The following is a 17,060-nucleotide window of genomic DNA, read 5'->3' on the forward strand; positions in this document are numbered from 1 at the left end:
CGGTCTCGTACGGTGTCGTACGTCTTGCGTACCGTCTTGATTTGTACCGTCTCGTCAGATCATGCCGGACGGTCGCCCTCATCGCCTGCCCCGCCCGGCACTTCCGCAAGACCGTGGCGTGCCCCGGCCGCCCGCTCGGCGGCCAGCCGCCGGTGCTCGGCGGCCCTGCGCTCGTGGATCTCGGCCATGCGCAGGTGGTACGCCGGGTCGTCCTGCTCGTACACGTCGGGGATGCCGTCCTGGTCCTCGTCGCGCTCCTCGTCCTCGCACAGCCTGCGGTACTTGGCGTTGCGCAGCTTCAGCAGCACGGTGGCGCAGGCCGCCGCGATCAGCGAGCCGGTGAGTACGGCCGCCTTCACCTCGCCGGTGAGTACGGCGTCGCCCTCGAAGGCCAGCCCGCCGATGAGCAGCGAGACCGTGAACCCGATCCCGGCGAGGGACGCCACCGCGAACAGGTCGGCCCATGCCAGGTCCTCGCTCAGCTCCGCCCGGGTGAAGCGGGCGGTCAGCCAGGTGCCGCCGAAGATGCCGACCGTCTTGCCCACGACCAGGCCGAGGACGACGCCGAGCGTCTCGGGCCGGGCGAACACGTCCGCGAGCGCCCCGCCGGATATCGACACACCGGCGCTGAACAGCGCGAACAGCGGTACGGCGAGCCCGGCCGACAGGGGCCGCACCAGATGCTCGACGTGCTCGCCCGGCGAGTGCTCCTCCCCTTCCCGGGTGGTGCAGCGCAGCATCAGGCCCATCGCCACGCCGGCGATGGTGGCGTGCACGCCGCTGTTGTACATCAGCGCCCAGACGACCACCGCGAGCGGCACGTACACGTACCAGCCGCGTACGCCCTTGCGCAGCAGCAGCCAGAAGACCGCGAGGCCGGCGGCGGCCCCGCCGAGCGCGGCGAAGTTCAGCCGCTCGGTGAAGAACACGGCGATGATCAGGATCGCGAAGAGGTCGTCGACGACCGCGAGGGTGAGCAGGAAGGCGCGCAGGGCGCTGGGCAGAGAGGTGCCGATGACCGCGAGGACGGCGAGCGCGAAGGCGATGTCGGTGGCGGTGGGTACGGCCCAGCCCTGCGTGGAGCCGCCCCCGGTGAGGTTGGTGAGCGTGTAGACGAGCGCCGGTACGACCATCCCGCACAGCGCGGCCACCACGGGCAGCACGGCCGCCCTGGGGTCGCGCAGGTCCCCGGCGACCAGTTCGCGCTTCAGCTCGATGCCGGCGACGAAGAAGAACACGGCGAGCAGGCCGTCGGCGGCCCAGTGGGCGATCGAGAGGTTCAGGCCGAGGGCGCCGGGGCCGAGGTGGAAGTGGCTGACCGTCTCGTAGCTCTCGCCCAGGCCGGGGATGTTCGCCCAGAGCAGTGCGGCCACGGAGGCGAGGAGGAGCAGGACGCCGCCGACGGTCTCGGTGCGCAGCGCGTCCGCCACGAAGGTGCGCTCGGGCAGGGACAGACGGCCGAGGACCTTGCGGGGACTGGTGCTGGGCGCGGTCACGGGAAACCTCCGGGGGCAGGCGGAACTCACATGCCGACCAGACTTCCCGGCGCACCCTGGCGTGCCGCCTCCCGCGGCACTTTGTTTACTTTACCTAAAGTGTCGCCGCGCCGGGAGCGGTGATCTCCACCGAGGAGCCCTTGGAGCCCTTGGAGCCCTTGGAGCCTTTGGAGCCCTGGGGGCCCGTGGGGCATCCGGCACGCCTGGCGGCCGGGTGCCCCACGGGGTGCGGATCAGTCCTCGCTGGGGGCCGCGGGCAGCTTGGCCTGGATGAGGTCCATGACCGTGGAGTCCGTCAGCGTGGTCACGTCACCGAGCTGCCGGTTCTCGGCGACGTCCCTCAGCAGCCGGCGCATGATCTTGCCGGAGCGGGTCTTGGGCAGCTCGGCCACCGGCATGATCCGCTTCGGCTTGGCGATCGGGCCGAGCGTGGCGCCGACGTGGTCGCGCAGCTCGCCGAGGAGCGTCTCGGTCTCCGAGGCCGTACCGCGCAGGATCACGAAGGCGACGATGGCCTGGCCGGTGGTCTCGTCGGTGGCGCCCACGACGGCGGCCTCGGCGACCGACGGGTGCGAGACCAGCGCCGACTCCACCTCGGTGGTGGAGATGTTGTGCCCGGAGACGAGCATCACGTCGTCCACCCGGCCCAGCAGCCAGATGTCGCCGTCGTCGTCCTTCTTCGCCCCGTCCCCGGCGAAGTACCTGCCCTCGAAGCGGGACCAGTAGGTGTCCAGGAACCGCTGGTCGTCGCCCCAGATGGTGCGCAGCATCGACGGCCACGGCTCGGTCAGCACCAGATAGCCACCGCCGCCGTCCGGCACCTCGTTCGCCTCGTCGTCCACGACGGTGGCGCTGATACCGGGCAGCGGACGCTGTGCCGAACCCGGCTTCGCCTCGGTGACGCCCGGCAGCGGCGAGATCATCATGGCGCCGGTCTCGGTCTGCCACCAGGTGTCCACGACCGGCGTGGCGTCGGCGCCGATGTGCTTGCGGTACCAGATCCACGCCTCGGGGTTGATGGGCTCGCCCACCGAGCCCAGGACGCGCAGGGAGGACAGGTCGAACTTGGCGGGGATGTCGTCTCCCCACTTCATGAACGTCCGGATCGCGGTCGGGGCGGTGTAGAGGATCGAGACCTTGTACTTCTGGACGATCTCCCAGAACCGGCCCTGGTGCGGGGTGTCCGGGGTGCCCTCGTACATCACCTGCGTCGCGCCGTTGGCCAGCGGGCCGTACACGATGTACGAGTGGCCGGTCACCCAGCCGACGTCGGCCGTGCACCAGTACACGTCCGTCTCCGGCTTGAGGTCGAAGACCGCCCAGTGGGTGTAGGCCGTCTGGGTGAGGTAGCCGCCGGAGGTGTGCAGGATGCCCTTCGGCTTACCGGTCGTACCCGAGGTGTAGAGGATGAACAGCGGGTGCTCCGCCTCGAACGCCTCCGGGGTGTGCGCGGCGGACTGCCGGTCCACCAGCTCGTGCCACCACACGTCCCGCTCGCCGTCCCAGGCGACCTCCTGGCCGGTACGGCGCACCACCAGCACGTGCTCGACGTTGCCGGCCTTGCCGACCGCCTCGTCCACGGCGGGCTTGAGCGCGGACGGCTTGCCGCGCCGGTAGCCGCCGTCGGCGGTGATGACGACACGCGCGTCCGCGTCCTCGATCCGGGTCGCGAGCGCGTCCGCCGAGAAGCCGCCGAAGACCACCGAGTGCGCCGCGCCGATACGGGCCGAGGCCAGCATCGCGATCGCGGTCTCCGGGATCATCGGCATGTAGATGGCGACCCGGTCGCCCTTGCGTACGCCCAGCTCCAGCAGGGCGTTGGCGGCCCTGGAGACCTCGTCCTTCAGCTCCGCGTAGGTGATCGCGCGGCTGTCGCCGGGCTCGCCCTCGAAGTGGATGGCGACACGGTCCCCGTGCCCGGCCTCCACATGCCGGTCCACGCAGTTGTACGCGACGTTCAGCTCACCGTCCTTGAACCACTTCGCGAACGGCGGGTTCGACCAGTCCAGCGTCTCGGTCGGTTCCTTGGCCCAGGTCAGCCGGCGGGCCTGCTCGGCCCAGAAGCCGAGTCTGTCAGCCTTGGCCTGTTCATACGCCTCCGCGGTGACGTTGGCGTGCGCTGCCAGGTCGGCCGGCGGCGCGAACCTGCGTTCTTCCTTGAGCAGGTTGGCCAGGCTCTCGTTGCTCACGACATCTCCCTTTCCAAGGGTGTCCGTTGTGTCCCAGACCACAGCTCATCAGACGCGGGGGGCCGGTGACAAGGGTCGGCCGAAAAATTGGTTTAGACCTGTCCGGGGCTGGTGGCCCGCACCCACCCGTATGCCTCCTCACCTCCGGCGACGCCATCCGTGACGTGCTCGAACACCGTTCCTCCTTCCGCCGGTGCGAGCAGGTACGCCTGTGCCTCGCCCACGTGGAAGTACATGCCGTGCAGCTCCAGTTCCCCCCTGGCCAGCGCCCGGGCGACCGGTGCGTGCTCCCGCAGGTGCGCCAGCTGCTGGACCACGTTGGCCAGGCACAGCAGCTCGACCGCGTCCGCGGGGGGCCGCCCGGTCAGCCGGGGCCGGTCACGGAGGTCGCCGGCCGTCCGCGCCAGGCTCGGCAGCCCGTGCCGCAGCCACCGCCGCAGCGGGGTGTCGCCCTGGCCGGTCCCACAGGTCAGCAGCGCCTGCATCGCCCCGCACCCCGAGTGCCCGCACACCGTGATGGAGCGCACGCCGAGCACCTCCACCGCGTACTCGACGGCGGCGGCCACCGAGTCGTCGCCGTGCTCTCCGCCCGGTGGCGGCACCAGGTTGCCGACGTTGCGGACGACGAACAGATCGCCGGGACCACTGGCGGTGATCATCGACGTGACGAGACGGGAGTCGGCGCAGGTGAGGAAGAGCTGTGACGGCCGCTGGCCCTCCCGGGCGAGTCGCGCCAGCTCCCCGCGCACCAGCGGGGCGGTGTTCCGCTGGAACGAGCTGATCCCACGCGCCAGTTCACATCCGGCCTCCCGCCCCGCCGGGGCGGCGGGGGCCGTGGTGACGCAGGACTGGTGGTTGCGCCAGGGGGTCCAGGGGCGGCACCGGCACTCGGTCGCCGGGGCCCGCTCGGCGGTCCGGATTCCGCCGCGCCGGCCGGCCAGGTCGGCCGTGCCTCCCCGCGCGGTGTGGGCACTGCGCCAGTCCTGCAGTGACTCGTATGCCGCGTGGTCCATGAACGAACCGTCCAACTCCACGACGGCGTGGGCGCCCTGGGGTACGAGATGCAGGGCTCTGCTGAGCCGGGGCACCGCGAGGAAGGTCAGCTGACCTCGGATCCGTACGTGATGGACTCCTTCCTTCTCGTCGTGGGTGATACGGGTGTGGGCGAGGCGGTGCAGGGCGAGGGCGACCGCCACGGCGACCCCGAGGAGCACGCCCTGCAGGACGCCGAGGGCCACCACGCCGAGTGTGGTCGCGGCGTAGACCGGCACTTCGCGGTGGCGTGTCACCGTGCGGATGTGGTGCAGGGACACCATCTGGATGCCGACGGCCATCACCAGGGCGGCGAGGGAGGCGAGCGGGATCTCCTCCAGCACCGGGACCATCAGCAGCGCGGCGACTACTACGAGAACGCCGTGCAGCATCGTGGAGTTCCGGCTGACCGCACCCGATCTCACATTCGCGGTACTGCGCACGGCCACGCCCGCGATCGGCAGTCCGCCGAGGGCCCCGGAGACGATGTTGGCGGCTCCCTGGCCGAGCAGTTCGCGGTCCAGGTCGGAGCGGCCGACGTGGGACTGCGGGCCGGGCCGGGCGGCGACCAGCTTGTCCACGGCCACCGCGCCGAGCAGCGACTGCACGCTGCACACCAGGGTGGTGGTGAGCACGGCGGCCGCGATGCCGAGCGCCGGGCCCTCGGGCAGTCCGGCCAGGGCGTGGCTGTGCCAGGACGGCAGCCCCACCCGGGGCAGGGTCAGGCCGGCGAGGGCGGCGGTCACGGCGGCCCCGGTGACGGCGACGAGGGCGGCCGGCACCCGGCGCAGCAGCAGGCCCGCCCGGCCGGGCAGCCGCGGCCAGGCCAGCAGCAGGGTCAGGGTCAGCGCGCTCATCGACACGGCCGCCGGATCCAGGTGCGCCAACTGGGCGGGCAGTTGCCGCAGGTTGGCGAGGACGGAGCTGTCCGGGCTGCCGCCGAGGACGATGTGCAGCTGGGCGACGGCGATGGTGATGCCGATACCGGCGAGCATGCCGTGCACCACGGCCGGGCTGACCGCGAGCGCGCCGCGTGCCACGCGCAGGCAGCCGAGGCCGAGCTGGGCCAGACCGGCGAGGACGGTGATGCCGCAGGTCACCCGCCAGCCGTAACGGTGGATCAGATCGGCGGTGACCACGGTGAGTCCGGCTGCGGGGCCGCTGACCTGCAGGGGGCAGCCGCCCAGCCGGCCGGCGACGATCCCGCCGACCCCGGCGGCGACGAGGCCGGCCTGGAGCGGGGCGCCGGTGGCCAGGGCGATGCCGAGGGAGAGGGGCAGGGCGATCAGGAAGACGGCGACGGCCGCGGACAGGTCGGCGCCGGCCACGGGGAAGCGGCGGGGCGGGGGTGCGGGGTCGCGGGGCGGGTGGGGGTGCTGGGCGTGAGGGGGTGCGCAGGCTGGCATGTTCCCGTCTCCTCCGGGGCGGCGCGGTCGCGGACTGGGTGGGGAGCCGCGGTGATGGGCGGACTCGGTCGCGGCCGTGGGTCACGGCGTGCAGCGGCGGGATGAAGCAACGCTCGGTAAAAGAATCGTCATGCCACGTAAAGACAGAGCATAGTTTTACGGGGCAAACGGGGCAGCGGATCGCCCTACGGAGTGAAGTAAGCAGTTAGTCGGCTTGTCGTATTAATTCCTTCTCGATCCCCGTGCGACCTTGGCGGCGCTGTCGGTACAAGACCGGCACATCCCCAGAAAACGACCCTCGTCAGTGTGTGCCTGAGAGAAGGAAGAAGGTGGGCGGAAGATGGCCGCCACCCAGAGGATCGCCGTCGGCGCCATGGTCGCCGCGGCCTGTGCGGCGTCGCTCGCCGGTTGCGCGACCGACTCCAGCGGCACGAAGGAAGGAGCGCCCGGACCGGACCAGGGGGCGCCGGCCCCGGGCAGCGTCCTGCGGCCGATCGGCGACGGATCGACCGCGTACACCGGGTCCCAGCCGCATCTGCCCCGAGCCGAGCGCCTGAGCCCCGGTCAGAAGCCCCCGCAGTTCGTCGTGTTCTCGTGGGACGGCGCGGGCGAGGACAGCCAGAAGCTGTTCTCGCACTTCCGCGAGGTCGCCAAGGAGAACAACGCGACGATGACCTTCTTCCTGAGCGGCGTGTACCTGCTGCCCAAGGAGAAGCGCGAGCTGTACAAGCCGCCGCAGCACGCGCCGGGCAGCTCCGACATCGGCTTCAACGACGAGCAGGGCATCACCGACACCCTCGAACAGGTACGACTGGCCTGGCAGGAGGGGAACGAGATCGGCACCCACTTCAACGGCCACTTCTGCGGGCCCGACGGCGGGGTCGGCACCTGGTCGGTGGACGAGTGGAAGAGCGAGATCGCCCAGGCCAAGAAGTTCGTGAAGTCCTGGCGGACCAACACCGGCATGAAGCAGGCGGCCCCGCTCCCCTTCGACTACGACAAGGAGCTGATCGGCGCCCGCACCCCCTGCCTGGAAGGGCAGAAGAACTTCACCAAGGCCGCCCGCCAGCTCGGCTTCCGCTACGACTCCAGCGGAGTGAACAACCAGCTGTGGCCCAAGAAGAAGCAGGGCCTGTGGGACCTGTCCATGCAGCTGGTGCCCTTCCCGGGCCACACCTACGAGCAGCTGACCATGGACTACAACTTCATGGTCAACCAGTCCGGCACCGAGACCCAGGGCGACCCCGACAAGTTCGACTACTGGGGCGACCAGATGCGCGACGGCCTCCTCAAGGGCTTCTACCGCGCCTACGACGGCAACCGCGCGCCTCTGATCATCGGCAACCACTTCGAGTCCTGGAACGGCGGCACCTACATGCGCGCCGTCGAGGACGTGGTCAAGGAGGTGTGTACCAAGCCCGAGGTGCGCTGTGTCTCCTTCCACCAGCTGGCCGACTGGCTGGACGCCCAGGACCCGCAGACCCTGGCGAAGCTGCGCACGCTGCAGGTCGGCGAGGCGCCCCGGCGGGGCTGGGCGTCCTTCCTGTCGGGCCACCCGGCCCCGGCGCCCAAGGGTGTGCCCGGGGCGCCGGCGGACAGGTCGTAGACGGGGGAGACGTCAGACCGGCGCCGCCATACTCTCGCCGAGCACGAAGTGGGGGTCGACCTGCGCGGCCAGGTCGGCCCCGGTGCGCTCGTTGCCCCAGGACTCGGCGTTCTTCAGGTGGAAGTGCACCATCTGGCGCGTGTAGCGCTCCCAGTCGCGCTCCGCATAGGTGGCGTCGGCGGCGGCCCTGAGCGTCTCCAGGGCACGGGCGTTGGCCTCCTCCAGGAGGTCGAACCGGGGCGGCCGGCCCTTCTCCATGGCACGTACCCAGTCCGAGCGGCCGACCGTCACGAGCAGGTCGGCGCCGACCTCCGCGCGCAGGAAGTCGATGTCGTCCGGCTCCTGGATCTTGTTGCCGACGACCTTCAGGGCGACGCCGAAGTCACGCGCGTACTCCTTGTACTGGCGGTAGACGGACACCCCCTTCCGGGTCGGTTCGGCGACGAGGAACGTCATGTCGAAGCGTGTGAACATGCCGGAGGCGAAGGAGTCCGAACCGGCCGTCATGTCGACCACGACGTACTCGTCGGGGCCGTCGACGAGGTGGTTCAGGAACAGCTCCACCGCTCCCGTCTTGGAGTGGTAGCAGGCGACCCCCAGGTCGGCGTCCGTGAAGGGTCCCGTGACCATCAAACGGGCGGCGCCGCCGTCGAGTTCCACCGGACGCGCACAGGCGTCGTAGACCGGGTTGGGCTCGCGGACCCGGACCAGCCGGGAGCCCTCGCCGGGCGGGGTCGTCTTGATCATCGTCGCGGACGAGGCGATGCGCGGGTTGTTGCCGCGCAGGTAGTCCTTGATCAGCGACAGCTGTTCGCCCATGGCGGGCAGTGCGGCCGTCTCCTGCTCGCTGAGGCCGAGCGCGGGACCGAGGTGCTGGTTGATGTCCGCGTCGATGGCGACCACGGGGGCACCCGCGGCCACGAGATGGCGGATGAAGAGGGAGGAGAGCGTGGTCTTGCCGCTGCCGCCCTTCCCGACGAAAGCAATTTTCATGTTCACCAAGGGTAGTCGAGCGATAGCTGTACGTGTCATGAGGAAGTGAAGAAGACCACTCCTTCGTGGGGTCTGCCGGTGGGGTGCGTAGTGTCGTACTCATGAGTACGACAGGCGCGACCGCCGACCCGCTCGCGGCCCTGGGCTCGCTGCCCGGTGTGGCCGAGTCCGTGGAATCCGTGCGCAAGGCCGTGGACCGGGTCTACGGGCACCGGGTCATGCGGCGGCGCAGCAACGAGATCACCTCCGAAGCGGCCCTGCGCGGCGCCCGCGGCTCGGCGGCGCTCTCCGGCGCGGACTGGGCCCTGGAAGAGGTGCGCCGGCGAACCGACTTCGGCGTCGATCCCGAGGCCCGCGTCATGGGCTCGGCCCTGCGCCTCACCGCGGAGGCGGGGCAGCTGCTGTCCATCTGGCGCCAGTCGCCCCTACGGGTGCTGGCCCGGCTGCACCTGGTGGCGGCGGCGAGCGGCGACGACCAGGTCGGCAGGCCGCGCCAGGCCGGGGAGCCGGTGCAGGAGCCCCTGATCGAGCTGCCGCTGCCGGACGCCGAGGAGGTCTCGGGCCGGCTGGAGGGACTGGCGGACCTGATCATCGCCGGCACCTCCGCGCCCGCGCTGGTGACGGCCGCGGTGGTCCACGGCGAACTGCTCGCCCTGCGCCCCTTCACGTCCCACAACGGCCTGGTCGCGCGCGCGGCGGAGCGGATCGTGCTGATCGGCAGCGGCCTGGACCCGAAGGCGGTCTGTCCGGCCGAGGTCGGCCACGCCGAACTGGGCCGCGCCTCCTACCTGTCGGCTCTGGACGGATACACCTCCGGCACCCCCGAGGGCATGGCGGCCTGGATCGCCCACTGCGGCCGTGCGGTGGAACTGGGTGTGCGCGAGTCGACCGCGGTGTGCGAGGCGCTGCAGCGCGGCGCCGCCTGAGCCGGATCGCGGGCCCGGACAAGGGTGGCGGGGCCCGGACAAGGGTTGCGGGGCCTGGGCAAGTGGTGCGGGGCCCGGACAAGGGTTGCGGCGGCACGATTTCTCGTGCCGCCGCTGGCATGTCCACCCAGTTACCAAGCGTCCTCGATATTCGCCCATCAGGTCGGGATGCTTTGCCCGTCACCTGGTGCGGCTGGCCCGTAATCGACGGGTCGACGTCGCGTGGGTGCCCGGTGTCCATGCGGGGTCCGTGGGGCCAGGTGCGTAGTGGTAGGGGATCCTCGCGGATGTCCTTTGGTCTCGCGGGCCTACCTTCTTTGTACCGCGAGCCGGGAGGAAGCGGAACCCCAGCTCGCACTTCTTTACTTTCGGCTTCAAACAGGATGAAACGGACGCCCGTTCAGGCGGTGCCGCGCCGTCGGTTGGCGAACCAGACGAGGCCGGCGGTCGCCGCCGCCGCGCCTACGGCGGCCGCCGCGACCAGCGCCGGGCGGGGCGGTACGGAGAACCCGGGCAGCCTCTTCTTGAGCGGGACCGGACGGCGGAACTCCAGAACCGGCCACCCGCGCGCGAGCGCCTCGCGGCGCAGCGCGCGATCGGGGTTCACGGCGTGCGCGTGGCCGACCGTCCGGAGCATCGGCAGGTCGGTCGCCGAGTCGCTGTAGGCGTAGCAGCGGTCGAGGTCGTACCCCTCGGACACGGCCAGCTCCCTGACGGCCTCGGCCTTGGTCGGTCCGTAGGCGTAGTACTCCACCTCTCCGGTGAAGCAGCCGTCCTCGCCGACGACCATGCGGGTGGCGACCACCCGGTCCGCGCCCAGCAGCTCGCCGATCGGCTCCACGACCTCGGCGCCCGAGGTGGACACGATCACGACGTCCCGGCCGGCCGCGTGGTGCTCCTCGATGAGGGAGGCGGCCTCGTCGTAGATGATCGGGTCGATCAGATCGTGCAGGGTCTCGGCGACGATCTCCCGCACCTGCTGGACGTTCCAGCCGCGGCACAGTGCGGAGAGATACTCGCGCATGCGCTCCATCTGGTCGTGGTCCAGGCCGCCGGCGAGGAAGACGAACTGGGCGTATGCGGTACGCAGTGCGGCCCGGCGGTTGATCAGTCCGCCTTGGTAGAAGGACTTGCTGAAGGTGAGCGTGCTCGACTTCGCAATGACCGTCTTGTCCAGGTCAAAGAAGGCTGCTGCGCGGGGCAAGGAGTGGTTTTCCACGTCCCTGAGCATAGGCGCCCACCATTCGGCGTAAGGTGGGGCGTGTGGGTTTGCCTGAGAGGGCTCTCGGGTACACCATGGAAGTCACGGATCGTTCGCGACCGTGCTAACCCGGTCCGACTCCTCCCCCCCCCGAGTCGGCCGTGGGGACGACCCCCGCTCTCCCCCCCGGCGGGGGTCGTCGCATGTCCGGACGCGTTTTCTCGCCGCCCTCCCTTCTCCATGCGGTCGTACGGCCGGCAGCGCGCCGCCGTGGCCGCACCTTCGTCATGCCCATGATTGGCTACTGAACGTAATCATCAGACTGCTCTGTGGAAAGTCGCACAGGGATCAGTACAGGGGTCACCGGTATGGGTGACGGAGATATTCACAGGCCCGGGTCTGTCCACAGTTTTCGACCAAGATCCACATCATTTCGCGGATCGCTGCACCGTGATTCGAGCGCACTCCGGCCGCGGCGAGTTCATGGCCGGTTCCGATTGCCGGAGCGCGTATGGCCGGTTTGTGCCGGCCGTTCATATGGAGGCCGCTTGCCGGTTCTTCACACCTTTGGGAATCGCGTGGCCGCAGGGGCTGCGCGGCCCGCGCAGCGAAGGGGGAACACCCGTGACCGGAACCGTCACCCACGATCCGCCACCCGGTCCCGCGGACAGGCCCGGAATGCCGCTCATCGTCACCGAGGACGCCACTCTCCTGGACGATCTGCTGCGCCTGTGCGCGGCGGCGGGCGCCACGCCCGAGGTCCACCACGGCGTACCGGAATCCGACGACCGGTGGGCGACCGCGCCGCTCGTGCTCGTCGGCGACGACGCCGCCCGCCGGGTGCGCGGGGCCGTCCGCCGGCCCGGTGTGGTCCTGGTGGGCCGCGATCAGGACGACTCGGGGGTGTGGAAACGAGCCGTCCAGATCGGCGCCGACCACGTCCTGATGCTTCCCGACGGCGAGTCATGGCTGGTCGACCGCATCGCCGACGTCGCCGAGGGCATCGGCCGTCCGGCCCTCACCGTCGGGGTGATCGGCGGCCGGGGCGGGGCCGGCGCGTCCACGCTCGCGTGTGCGCTCGCCGTCACCTCCGCGCGCGAGGGACTGCGCACACTCCTGGTGGACGCCGATCCGCTCGGCGGCGGACTCGACGTCCTCCTCGGCGGTGAGAGCGCCGAAGGACTGCGCTGGCCCGCCTTCGCCGCCTCCCGCGGCCGGGTCGGCGGCGGCGCCCTGGAGGAGTCGCTGCCCGAACTGCACTCCCTGCGCGTACTCAGCTGGGACCGCGGCGACAGCGTCGCCATTCCGCCGCCCGCGGTCCGCGCGGTGCTGGCCGCCGCCCGGCGGCGCGGCGGCACGGTCGTGGTCGACCTGCCCCGCCGTCTCGACGACGGAGTAGCCGAAGCCCTCGCCCAGCTGGACCTCGTCCTGCTCGTCGTCCCGGCCGAACTCCGGGCGGTCGCGGCGGCCGGCCGTGTCGCCTCCGCCGTCGGCATGGTCGTTCGCGACCTGCGGGTGGCGGTCCGCGGGCCGTACGCGCCCGGCCTGGACGGCCACGAGGTGGCCCGGCTGCTCGCCCTGCCGCTGGCCGGTGAGGTGCCCGTGGAACCGGCGCTGCTGCGCCCGCAGGGCGGCGCGAAACCGCCGGGCGTCACCGGACGCGGCCCGCTCGCCCGCTTCTGCGCGCACTTCTGGGAGCGCGCCCTGGTCGAGGCGGGAGGCACCCGATGACCCCGGGGCTCGACCGGGCCGACGGCGCGGCCTTGCTCGACGGCGTCCGCCGCTGGCTCGCCGAGAGCGGCGCCGAACCCACCCCCGCGCGCGTGGCCCAGGCGCTGCGTGAACAGGGCCGGGTGCTCGGCGACGCGGAGGTGCTCGGCGCGGCCGCACACCTGCGCTCCGAACTCGTCGGCACCGGCCCGCTGGAGCCGCTGCTCGCCGACCCCGACGTCACCGACGTCCTGGTCTCCGCCCACGACCGGGTGTGGGTGGACCGCGGCGGCGGCCTGGAGCTGACGGCGGTGACCTTCCCCGACGCGGCGGCCGTACGACGTCTCGCGCAGCGGCTGGCCGCCGTGGCCGGGCGCCGGCTGGACGACGCCCGGCCCTGGGCGGACGCCCGGCTGCCCGACGGCACCCGGCTGCACGCGGTCCTGCCCCCGGTGGCCGTCGGCTGCACCTGCCTGGCCCTGCGGGTGGTACGGCCCCGGGCCTTCACGGTCGAGGAACTCGTCGCGGCCGGCACGGTGCCGCCCGGCGGCGACCGGATCCTGCGAGCGCTGCTCCAGGCGCGGCTGTCCTTCCTGGTCAGCGGCGGCACCGGGAGCGGCAAGACGACCCTGCTGAGCGCCCTGCTCGGGCTCGTCGGACCGGGGGAGCGGATCGTGCTCGCCGAGGACTCGGCCGAGCTGAGGCCGGACCACCCGCACGTCGTCCGGCTGGAGACCCGGCCCCCCAACCAGGAGGGCGCCGGCCAGGTCAGCCTCGAGGACCTGGTGCGCCAGGCGCTGCGGATGCGGCCGGACCGCCTGGTGGTCGGCGAGGTGCGCGGCCCCGAGGTCGTGCACCTGCTCGCGGCCCTCAACACCGGCCACGAAGGCGGCTGCTGCACGGTCCATGCCAACGCTGCCGCGGACGTGCCGGCCCGGCTGGAGGCGCTGGCCACGGCCGCCGGGCTGGACCGGGCCGCGCTGCACAGCCAGTTGGCGGCCGCCCTCTCCGTGGTGGTGCACCTCGTGCGGGACCGGTCCGGGCGGCGCCGGATCGCCGAGGTGCATGTGCTGGAGCGGGACGGCACCGGGCTGGTGCGGACGGTACCGGCCCTGCGCTGGGACGAGCGGGCGTTCGCGCGGGAGCGGGGGTGGGAGCGGTTGCGGCAACTGCTGGGGGTTCCCGCGGACTTCGGGAGCGCCCTCGTGGATGACGGAAGGGGCCGGTGAGTCTCGCGATGACGGCTGGGATGCGTGGAGTGGGGGAGAGGTGACCGGAATGATCGGTGAGACGCCACTGGGAGCCGCGCTGGTCTGCTTCGGTGCGCTGGTCTGGACGCTGGGCGGGCGGCACTACGGGGTGCGGCGGGCACGGCTGCTGCTGGCCGACGGCGGGGTGGTGGCGACCGGGCCGCCCGCCTGGGAGCAGGCCGTCGCGGAACTGCGGCGCCGGTGGGGAACCGAGTGGTGGGCGCTCGTCGCCGGGCTCGTGATCGCCCTGCTGGGGGCCTCGGTGATTCCGGCCGTCGCGGGGGCGGCCGGGGTGCCCGTGCTGCGCCGGATGAGGCTGGCCCGGCAGGCCCGGCTCACCCGGGAGCGGCGGGCCGACGCGGTGATCGCCCTGTGCGGTGCCCTCGCCGGGGAGGTGCGGGCCGGACGGCAGCCGGGAGAGGCGCTGCTGCGGGCCGCGCGGGACTCCGGCGGGCTCGGTGAAGCACAGGCCGCCGTGGTGGCGGCGGCACGGTTCGGCGGGGACGTGCCCGGCGCGCTCGCCGCGGCAGCGCGGCAGCCGGGCGCGGAAGGCCTGCTCGGACTCGCGGCGTGCTGGCGGGTGGCCGTGGACCAGGGCGCCGGGCTCGCCGCCGGCCTGGACCGGCTGGACGGGGCCCTGCGTGCCGAGCGCGACCAACGCGCCGACCTGCGCACGCAGGTGTCGGGCGCCCGGGCCACCGCCGTGCTGCTCGCCGCCCTACCCGCCCTCGGCCTGCTCCTCGGTACGGCCATGGGCGCGAACCCCCTACGGGTCCTGCTGCACACCGGGGCGGGCCTCGGCTGCCTGACGGCCGGGGCGGTGTTCGAGGTGGCCGGGCTGTGGTGGGCGGTGCGGATCGTGCGGGGGGCGGAGGCGGGGTGAGGCGGTCGTGTCGGTGGGGGCGCGGGGCGGGGGGTGTTGGCGGCAGAGGGGGTGAGGCGGGGGTGTTGGCGGCAGGGGCGGTGTGAAGCGGGGGTGTGGCCATGAAGGAGCGGGCGGTGTGAGGCCGGTCGTGTGCGGAGGCAGTGGCAGGCGGTTGGCGGGTGGTTCGGTGCGTGGTCCGGTGTGCGGTTCGGTGCGCGGTGCGGAGGTTCGGATGGCGGGGAGAGGGCGGGCGGTATGAGCGGGGAAGTCGTCCACAGGCTGGGGATGGTGGTGGCCGTGGTGCTGGCCCTCGGCTGGGCCGTCCGGCGGACGGAGCTGGCACGGCGGCGGCGCCGGGCGCGGCGCCGGGTGGCCGAGCTGCTGGGGCTCGAAGCGGCAGCGGCCGGACCGCGGTGGGTGATCCCCGGCGCGGTACGGCGTTGGCTGCCGGCGGCCGGGGCGGCGTGTGGGGTCTGGGTGCTGGTCGGCGGGATCGCCGGAAGCCTGCTCGGGCTGGGTGCGGGGGTGCTGCTGTGGCGGTGGCGGGGCCGGCAGACCGCCGCCCGTGACCAGGAGGCGATCGACGCCGAGGGAGCCGCGCGGCAACTCCCGCTCGCCGCCGACCTGCTGGCCGCCTGCATCGCGGCCGGCGCCGGTCCGGTGATCGCCGCCCATGCGGTGGGGGAGGCCCTCGGCGGCCCTGTCGGGCAGGCCCTGGCGCGCGGCGCGGCGGAGGTCCGGCTCGGTGGTGAACCGGCGGACGCCTGGCGGAGCTTGGCGGCGCTTCCAGGTGCCGGGGTGCTGGCCCGGCTGCTGGAGCGGGCCGACCAGTCCGGGCTGCCCGCCGCCGGCCCGGTCACCCGCCTCGCGTCCGACGCGCGCGCGGAGTGGGCCCGCGCTGCGACGGCCCGGGCCCGCCGGGCGGCCGTACTGATCTCCGCTCCGGTCGGCCTGTGCTTCCTGCCCGCGTTCATCGCGGTCGGGGTGCTGCCCGTCGTGATCGGACTGGCGGGCGAGGCGATGGGAGGGAGGTGAGGCATGAGAGCGGATCAGCGCGAAGACATCAGGTAAGCGCCGGAAGACGGCAACCACACACGGCCTCACGGGGGTTGAGATGTTCAGGAAGATCAGGAAAGCGGCGGTCCGGTGGCGCGGGGCGTGCCGTCAGGACGCCGGAATGGTGACGTCCGAGTACGCGATGGGCATCATCGCGGCCGTCGCGTTCGCGTTCGTGCTCTTCAAGGTCGTCAACAGCGGCCAGGTCCAGGCGGAGCTGCAGGACATCGTGAAGAAGGCGCTCAGTGCGCGGATGTGAGCGAGGCGGTGACCGGGGGTTCGTGACCGCGGAGGCGGCCGTGGTGCTGTCCGTGCTGGTGGCGTTCACGATGGCGCTGGTCTGGGGGCTGCTCGTGGTGGCCGCGCAGATCGAGTGCGTGGACGCGGCTCGTGCGGGCGCCCGGGCCGCCGCCCGTCAGGACCCGGCCGACGCGGTGGTGACGGTGACCCGGGAAGCGGCACCGCGGGGAGCACGGGTCAGCGTCGCCCGCGAGGGCGACCGGGTCCGCGTGACGGTGGTGGCCAGGCCGCCGGTGCTGAGCGGGTTGCCGTTCGAGGTACGGGAGGAGGCCGTGGCGCTCGCCGAGGAGACGGTGGGGGCGCCACCGGGAGCGGGGGAGGCGGGGCCGTGACGTGCGGTGACGTGGGCCGCGGGCAGGGACGCGCCGTTGGCCGGCAGAGGTCCGGGCCCCTGCGCCGACGGTGGGTCGGATGCTCGCGCCGGCCGTGGGTCGGGTGCTTGCGCCGGCCGTGGGCTGGGTGTGCGCGCCGGTGGTGGAGCGGCCGACCGGGCGGGAGTGAGGTACCGGGCAGGGGGACCGGGGGTTCCGGGCGGGGGCAGGACTCCGACCGGGGGTCAGCCACCGTCTGGAGTCTGGGCGCGATCGCCGTGCTGTGCGTGGTGTTCGGTGCCGTGCTCGCGCTCGGGCAGGCCGTCGTCGTACGGCACCGGGCGGCCGGCGGCGCCGACCTGGCCGCGCTCGCTGCGGCGGACCACTGGGCCGAGGGCGGCGCGGCGGCCTGTGCCAGGGCCAAGCGGCTGGCGGCGGCCCAGGAGGTGCGGCTGGTGCGGTGCGCGATCGTGGGCGACACCTCGGAGGTGACGGCGGCCGCGGGGCGGGGGCCGTTCACGGCGGAAGTGAGGGCGAGAGCGGGACCGGCGGGGCCGACGCCGGCGGGACCGGTGAGGTCGGGGGGTTCGCTCCCGCCCGGCGCACCGGACGGGTCCCGGGCCGCACCGCCTGCCGCCCCGCGCGCGCCGGACGCTCCGGCAGGGGGAGGTGTCGAGCGGCCCGGACGCCGGTGAACCGTCGGCCCGCCCCAGCCTCCG

At 72.8% G+C, this 17,060-nt stretch carries 14 protein-coding genes; 9 read left to right on the plus strand and 5 right to left on the minus strand.

Annotation, left to right across the window (positions count from 1 at the left end; translation table 11 throughout):
* Nucleotides 1-59: 59 nt before the first annotated feature.
* From nhaA to ACZ3ZD_RS26905, 3 genes are all read right to left on the minus strand, one after another.
* Entirely contained in the window at nt 60-1,496 is a 1,437-nt protein-coding gene (gene nhaA / locus ACZ3ZD_RS26895; RefSeq protein ID WP_467402279.1) for a Na+/H+ antiporter NhaA, read from the minus strand.
* Nucleotides 1,497-1,729: 233 nt separating this feature from the next.
* The gene (acs, locus tag ACZ3ZD_RS26900; RefSeq protein WP_467402282.1) at nt 1,730-3,685 is read right to left on the minus strand and encodes an acetate--CoA ligase; all 1,956 of its coding nucleotides are present in this window, start codon (nt 3,683-3,685) and stop codon (nt 1,730-1,732) included.
* A gap of 92 nt (nt 3,686-3,777) precedes the next feature.
* A complete protein-coding gene (locus tag ACZ3ZD_RS26905) occupies nt 3,778-6,123 on the minus strand; it encodes a SulP family inorganic anion transporter (protein WP_467402284.1) in 2,346 nt (781 codons plus the stop codon).
* A 340-nt stretch (nt 6,124-6,463) separates the two neighbouring features.
* Here ACZ3ZD_RS26905 and ACZ3ZD_RS26910 point away from each other — a divergent pair, with 340 nt between their 5' ends.
* The gene (locus tag ACZ3ZD_RS26910; protein ID WP_467402287.1) at nt 6,464-7,729 is read left to right on the plus strand and encodes a polysaccharide deacetylase family protein; all 1,266 of its coding nucleotides are present in this window, start codon (nt 6,464-6,466) and stop codon (nt 7,727-7,729) included.
* A gap of 12 nt (nt 7,730-7,741) precedes the next feature.
* On the opposite strand, the gene ACZ3ZD_RS26915 is transcribed toward ACZ3ZD_RS26910, so the two are convergent.
* Entirely contained in the window at nt 7,742-8,722 is a 981-nt protein-coding gene (locus tag ACZ3ZD_RS26915) for an ATP-binding protein (protein WP_467402290.1), read from the minus strand.
* Between the two features lie 101 nt (nt 8,723-8,823).
* Here ACZ3ZD_RS26915 and ACZ3ZD_RS26920 point away from each other — a divergent pair, with 101 nt between their 5' ends.
* The gene (locus tag ACZ3ZD_RS26920) at nt 8,824-9,648 is read left to right on the plus strand and encodes a Fic family protein (protein ID WP_467402295.1); all 825 of its coding nucleotides are present in this window, start codon (nt 8,824-8,826) and stop codon (nt 9,646-9,648) included.
* Nucleotides 9,649-10,048: 400 nt separating this feature from the next.
* On the opposite strand, the gene ACZ3ZD_RS26925 is transcribed toward ACZ3ZD_RS26920, so the two are convergent.
* On the minus strand, nt 10,049-10,879 hold the full coding sequence (locus ACZ3ZD_RS26925; protein ID WP_467402298.1) for an HAD family hydrolase: 831 nt from the start codon (nt 10,877-10,879) through the stop codon (nt 10,049-10,051).
* A gap of 594 nt (nt 10,880-11,473) precedes the next feature.
* On the opposite strand from ACZ3ZD_RS26925, the gene ssd reads away from it, so the two are divergent.
* From ssd to ACZ3ZD_RS26960, 7 genes are all read left to right on the plus strand, one after another.
* Nucleotides 11,474-12,580 carry a septum site-determining protein Ssd gene (gene ssd, locus ACZ3ZD_RS26930; RefSeq protein WP_467402301.1) on the plus strand — a complete coding sequence of 369 codons (1,107 nt, stop codon included), beginning with the start codon at nt 11,474-11,476 and terminating at the stop codon, nt 12,578-12,580.
* The gene (locus ACZ3ZD_RS26935) at nt 12,577-13,788 is read left to right on the plus strand and encodes a TadA family conjugal transfer-associated ATPase (RefSeq protein ID WP_467402304.1); all 1,212 of its coding nucleotides are present in this window, start codon (nt 12,577-12,579) and stop codon (nt 13,786-13,788) included. The genes ssd and ACZ3ZD_RS26935 overlap by 4 nt, the downstream gene beginning before the upstream one ends.
* 49 nt (nt 13,789-13,837) lie before the next feature.
* The gene (locus tag ACZ3ZD_RS26940; protein ID WP_467402308.1) at nt 13,838-14,692 is read left to right on the plus strand and encodes a type II secretion system F family protein; all 855 of its coding nucleotides are present in this window, start codon (nt 13,838-13,840) and stop codon (nt 14,690-14,692) included.
* Between the two features lie 237 nt (nt 14,693-14,929).
* Nucleotides 14,930-15,709 carry a type II secretion system F family protein gene (locus tag ACZ3ZD_RS26945; RefSeq protein WP_467402310.1) on the plus strand — a complete coding sequence of 260 codons (780 nt, stop codon included), beginning with the start codon at nt 14,930-14,932 and terminating at the stop codon, nt 15,707-15,709.
* Between the two features lie 79 nt (nt 15,710-15,788).
* Nucleotides 15,789-15,989, plus strand: coding sequence for a DUF4244 domain-containing protein (locus ACZ3ZD_RS26950; protein WP_467402312.1), 201 nt, complete (start codon nt 15,789-15,791; stop codon nt 15,987-15,989).
* Between the two features lie 22 nt (nt 15,990-16,011).
* Nucleotides 16,012-16,362, plus strand: a complete 351-nt coding sequence (locus tag ACZ3ZD_RS26955; RefSeq protein ID WP_467402314.1) for a TadE family type IV pilus minor pilin — start codon at nt 16,012-16,014, stop codon at nt 16,360-16,362.
* 266 nt (nt 16,363-16,628) lie between these two features.
* Nucleotides 16,629-17,036, plus strand: coding sequence for an Rv3654c family TadE-like protein (locus tag ACZ3ZD_RS26960; RefSeq protein ID WP_467402318.1), 408 nt, complete (start codon nt 16,629-16,631; stop codon nt 17,034-17,036).
* Nucleotides 17,037-17,060: the final 24 nt, after the last annotated feature.

This window comes from Streptomyces sp. NPDC023481 (assembly GCF_055560195.1).

Coding starts and splice junctions, on each gene's coding strand:
- ACZ3ZD_RS26925 (WP_467402298.1), bottom strand. CDS start 10,879: ATGCTCAGGGACGTGGAAAACCACTCCTTGCCCCGCGCAGCAGCCTTC.
- ACZ3ZD_RS26915 (WP_467402290.1), bottom strand. CDS start 8,722: ATGAAAATTGCTTTCGTCGGGAAGGGCGGCAGCGGCAAGACCACGCTC.
- ACZ3ZD_RS26950 (WP_467402312.1), top strand. CDS start 15,789: ATGTTCAGGAAGATCAGGAAAGCGGCGGTCCGGTGGCGCGGGGCGTGC.
- ACZ3ZD_RS26940 (WP_467402308.1), top strand. CDS start 13,838: ATGATCGGTGAGACGCCACTGGGAGCCGCGCTGGTCTGCTTCGGTGCG.
- ACZ3ZD_RS26935 (WP_467402304.1), top strand. CDS start 12,577: ATGACCCCGGGGCTCGACCGGGCCGACGGCGCGGCCTTGCTCGACGGC.
- ACZ3ZD_RS26945 (WP_467402310.1), top strand. CDS start 14,930: ATGAGCGGGGAAGTCGTCCACAGGCTGGGGATGGTGGTGGCCGTGGTG.
- ACZ3ZD_RS26905 (WP_467402284.1), bottom strand. CDS start 6,123: ATGCCAGCCTGCGCACCCCCTCACGCCCAGCACCCCCACCCGCCCCGC.
- ACZ3ZD_RS26910 (WP_467402287.1), top strand. CDS start 6,464: ATGGCCGCCACCCAGAGGATCGCCGTCGGCGCCATGGTCGCCGCGGCC.
- ACZ3ZD_RS26920 (WP_467402295.1), top strand. CDS start 8,824: ATGAGTACGACAGGCGCGACCGCCGACCCGCTCGCGGCCCTGGGCTCG.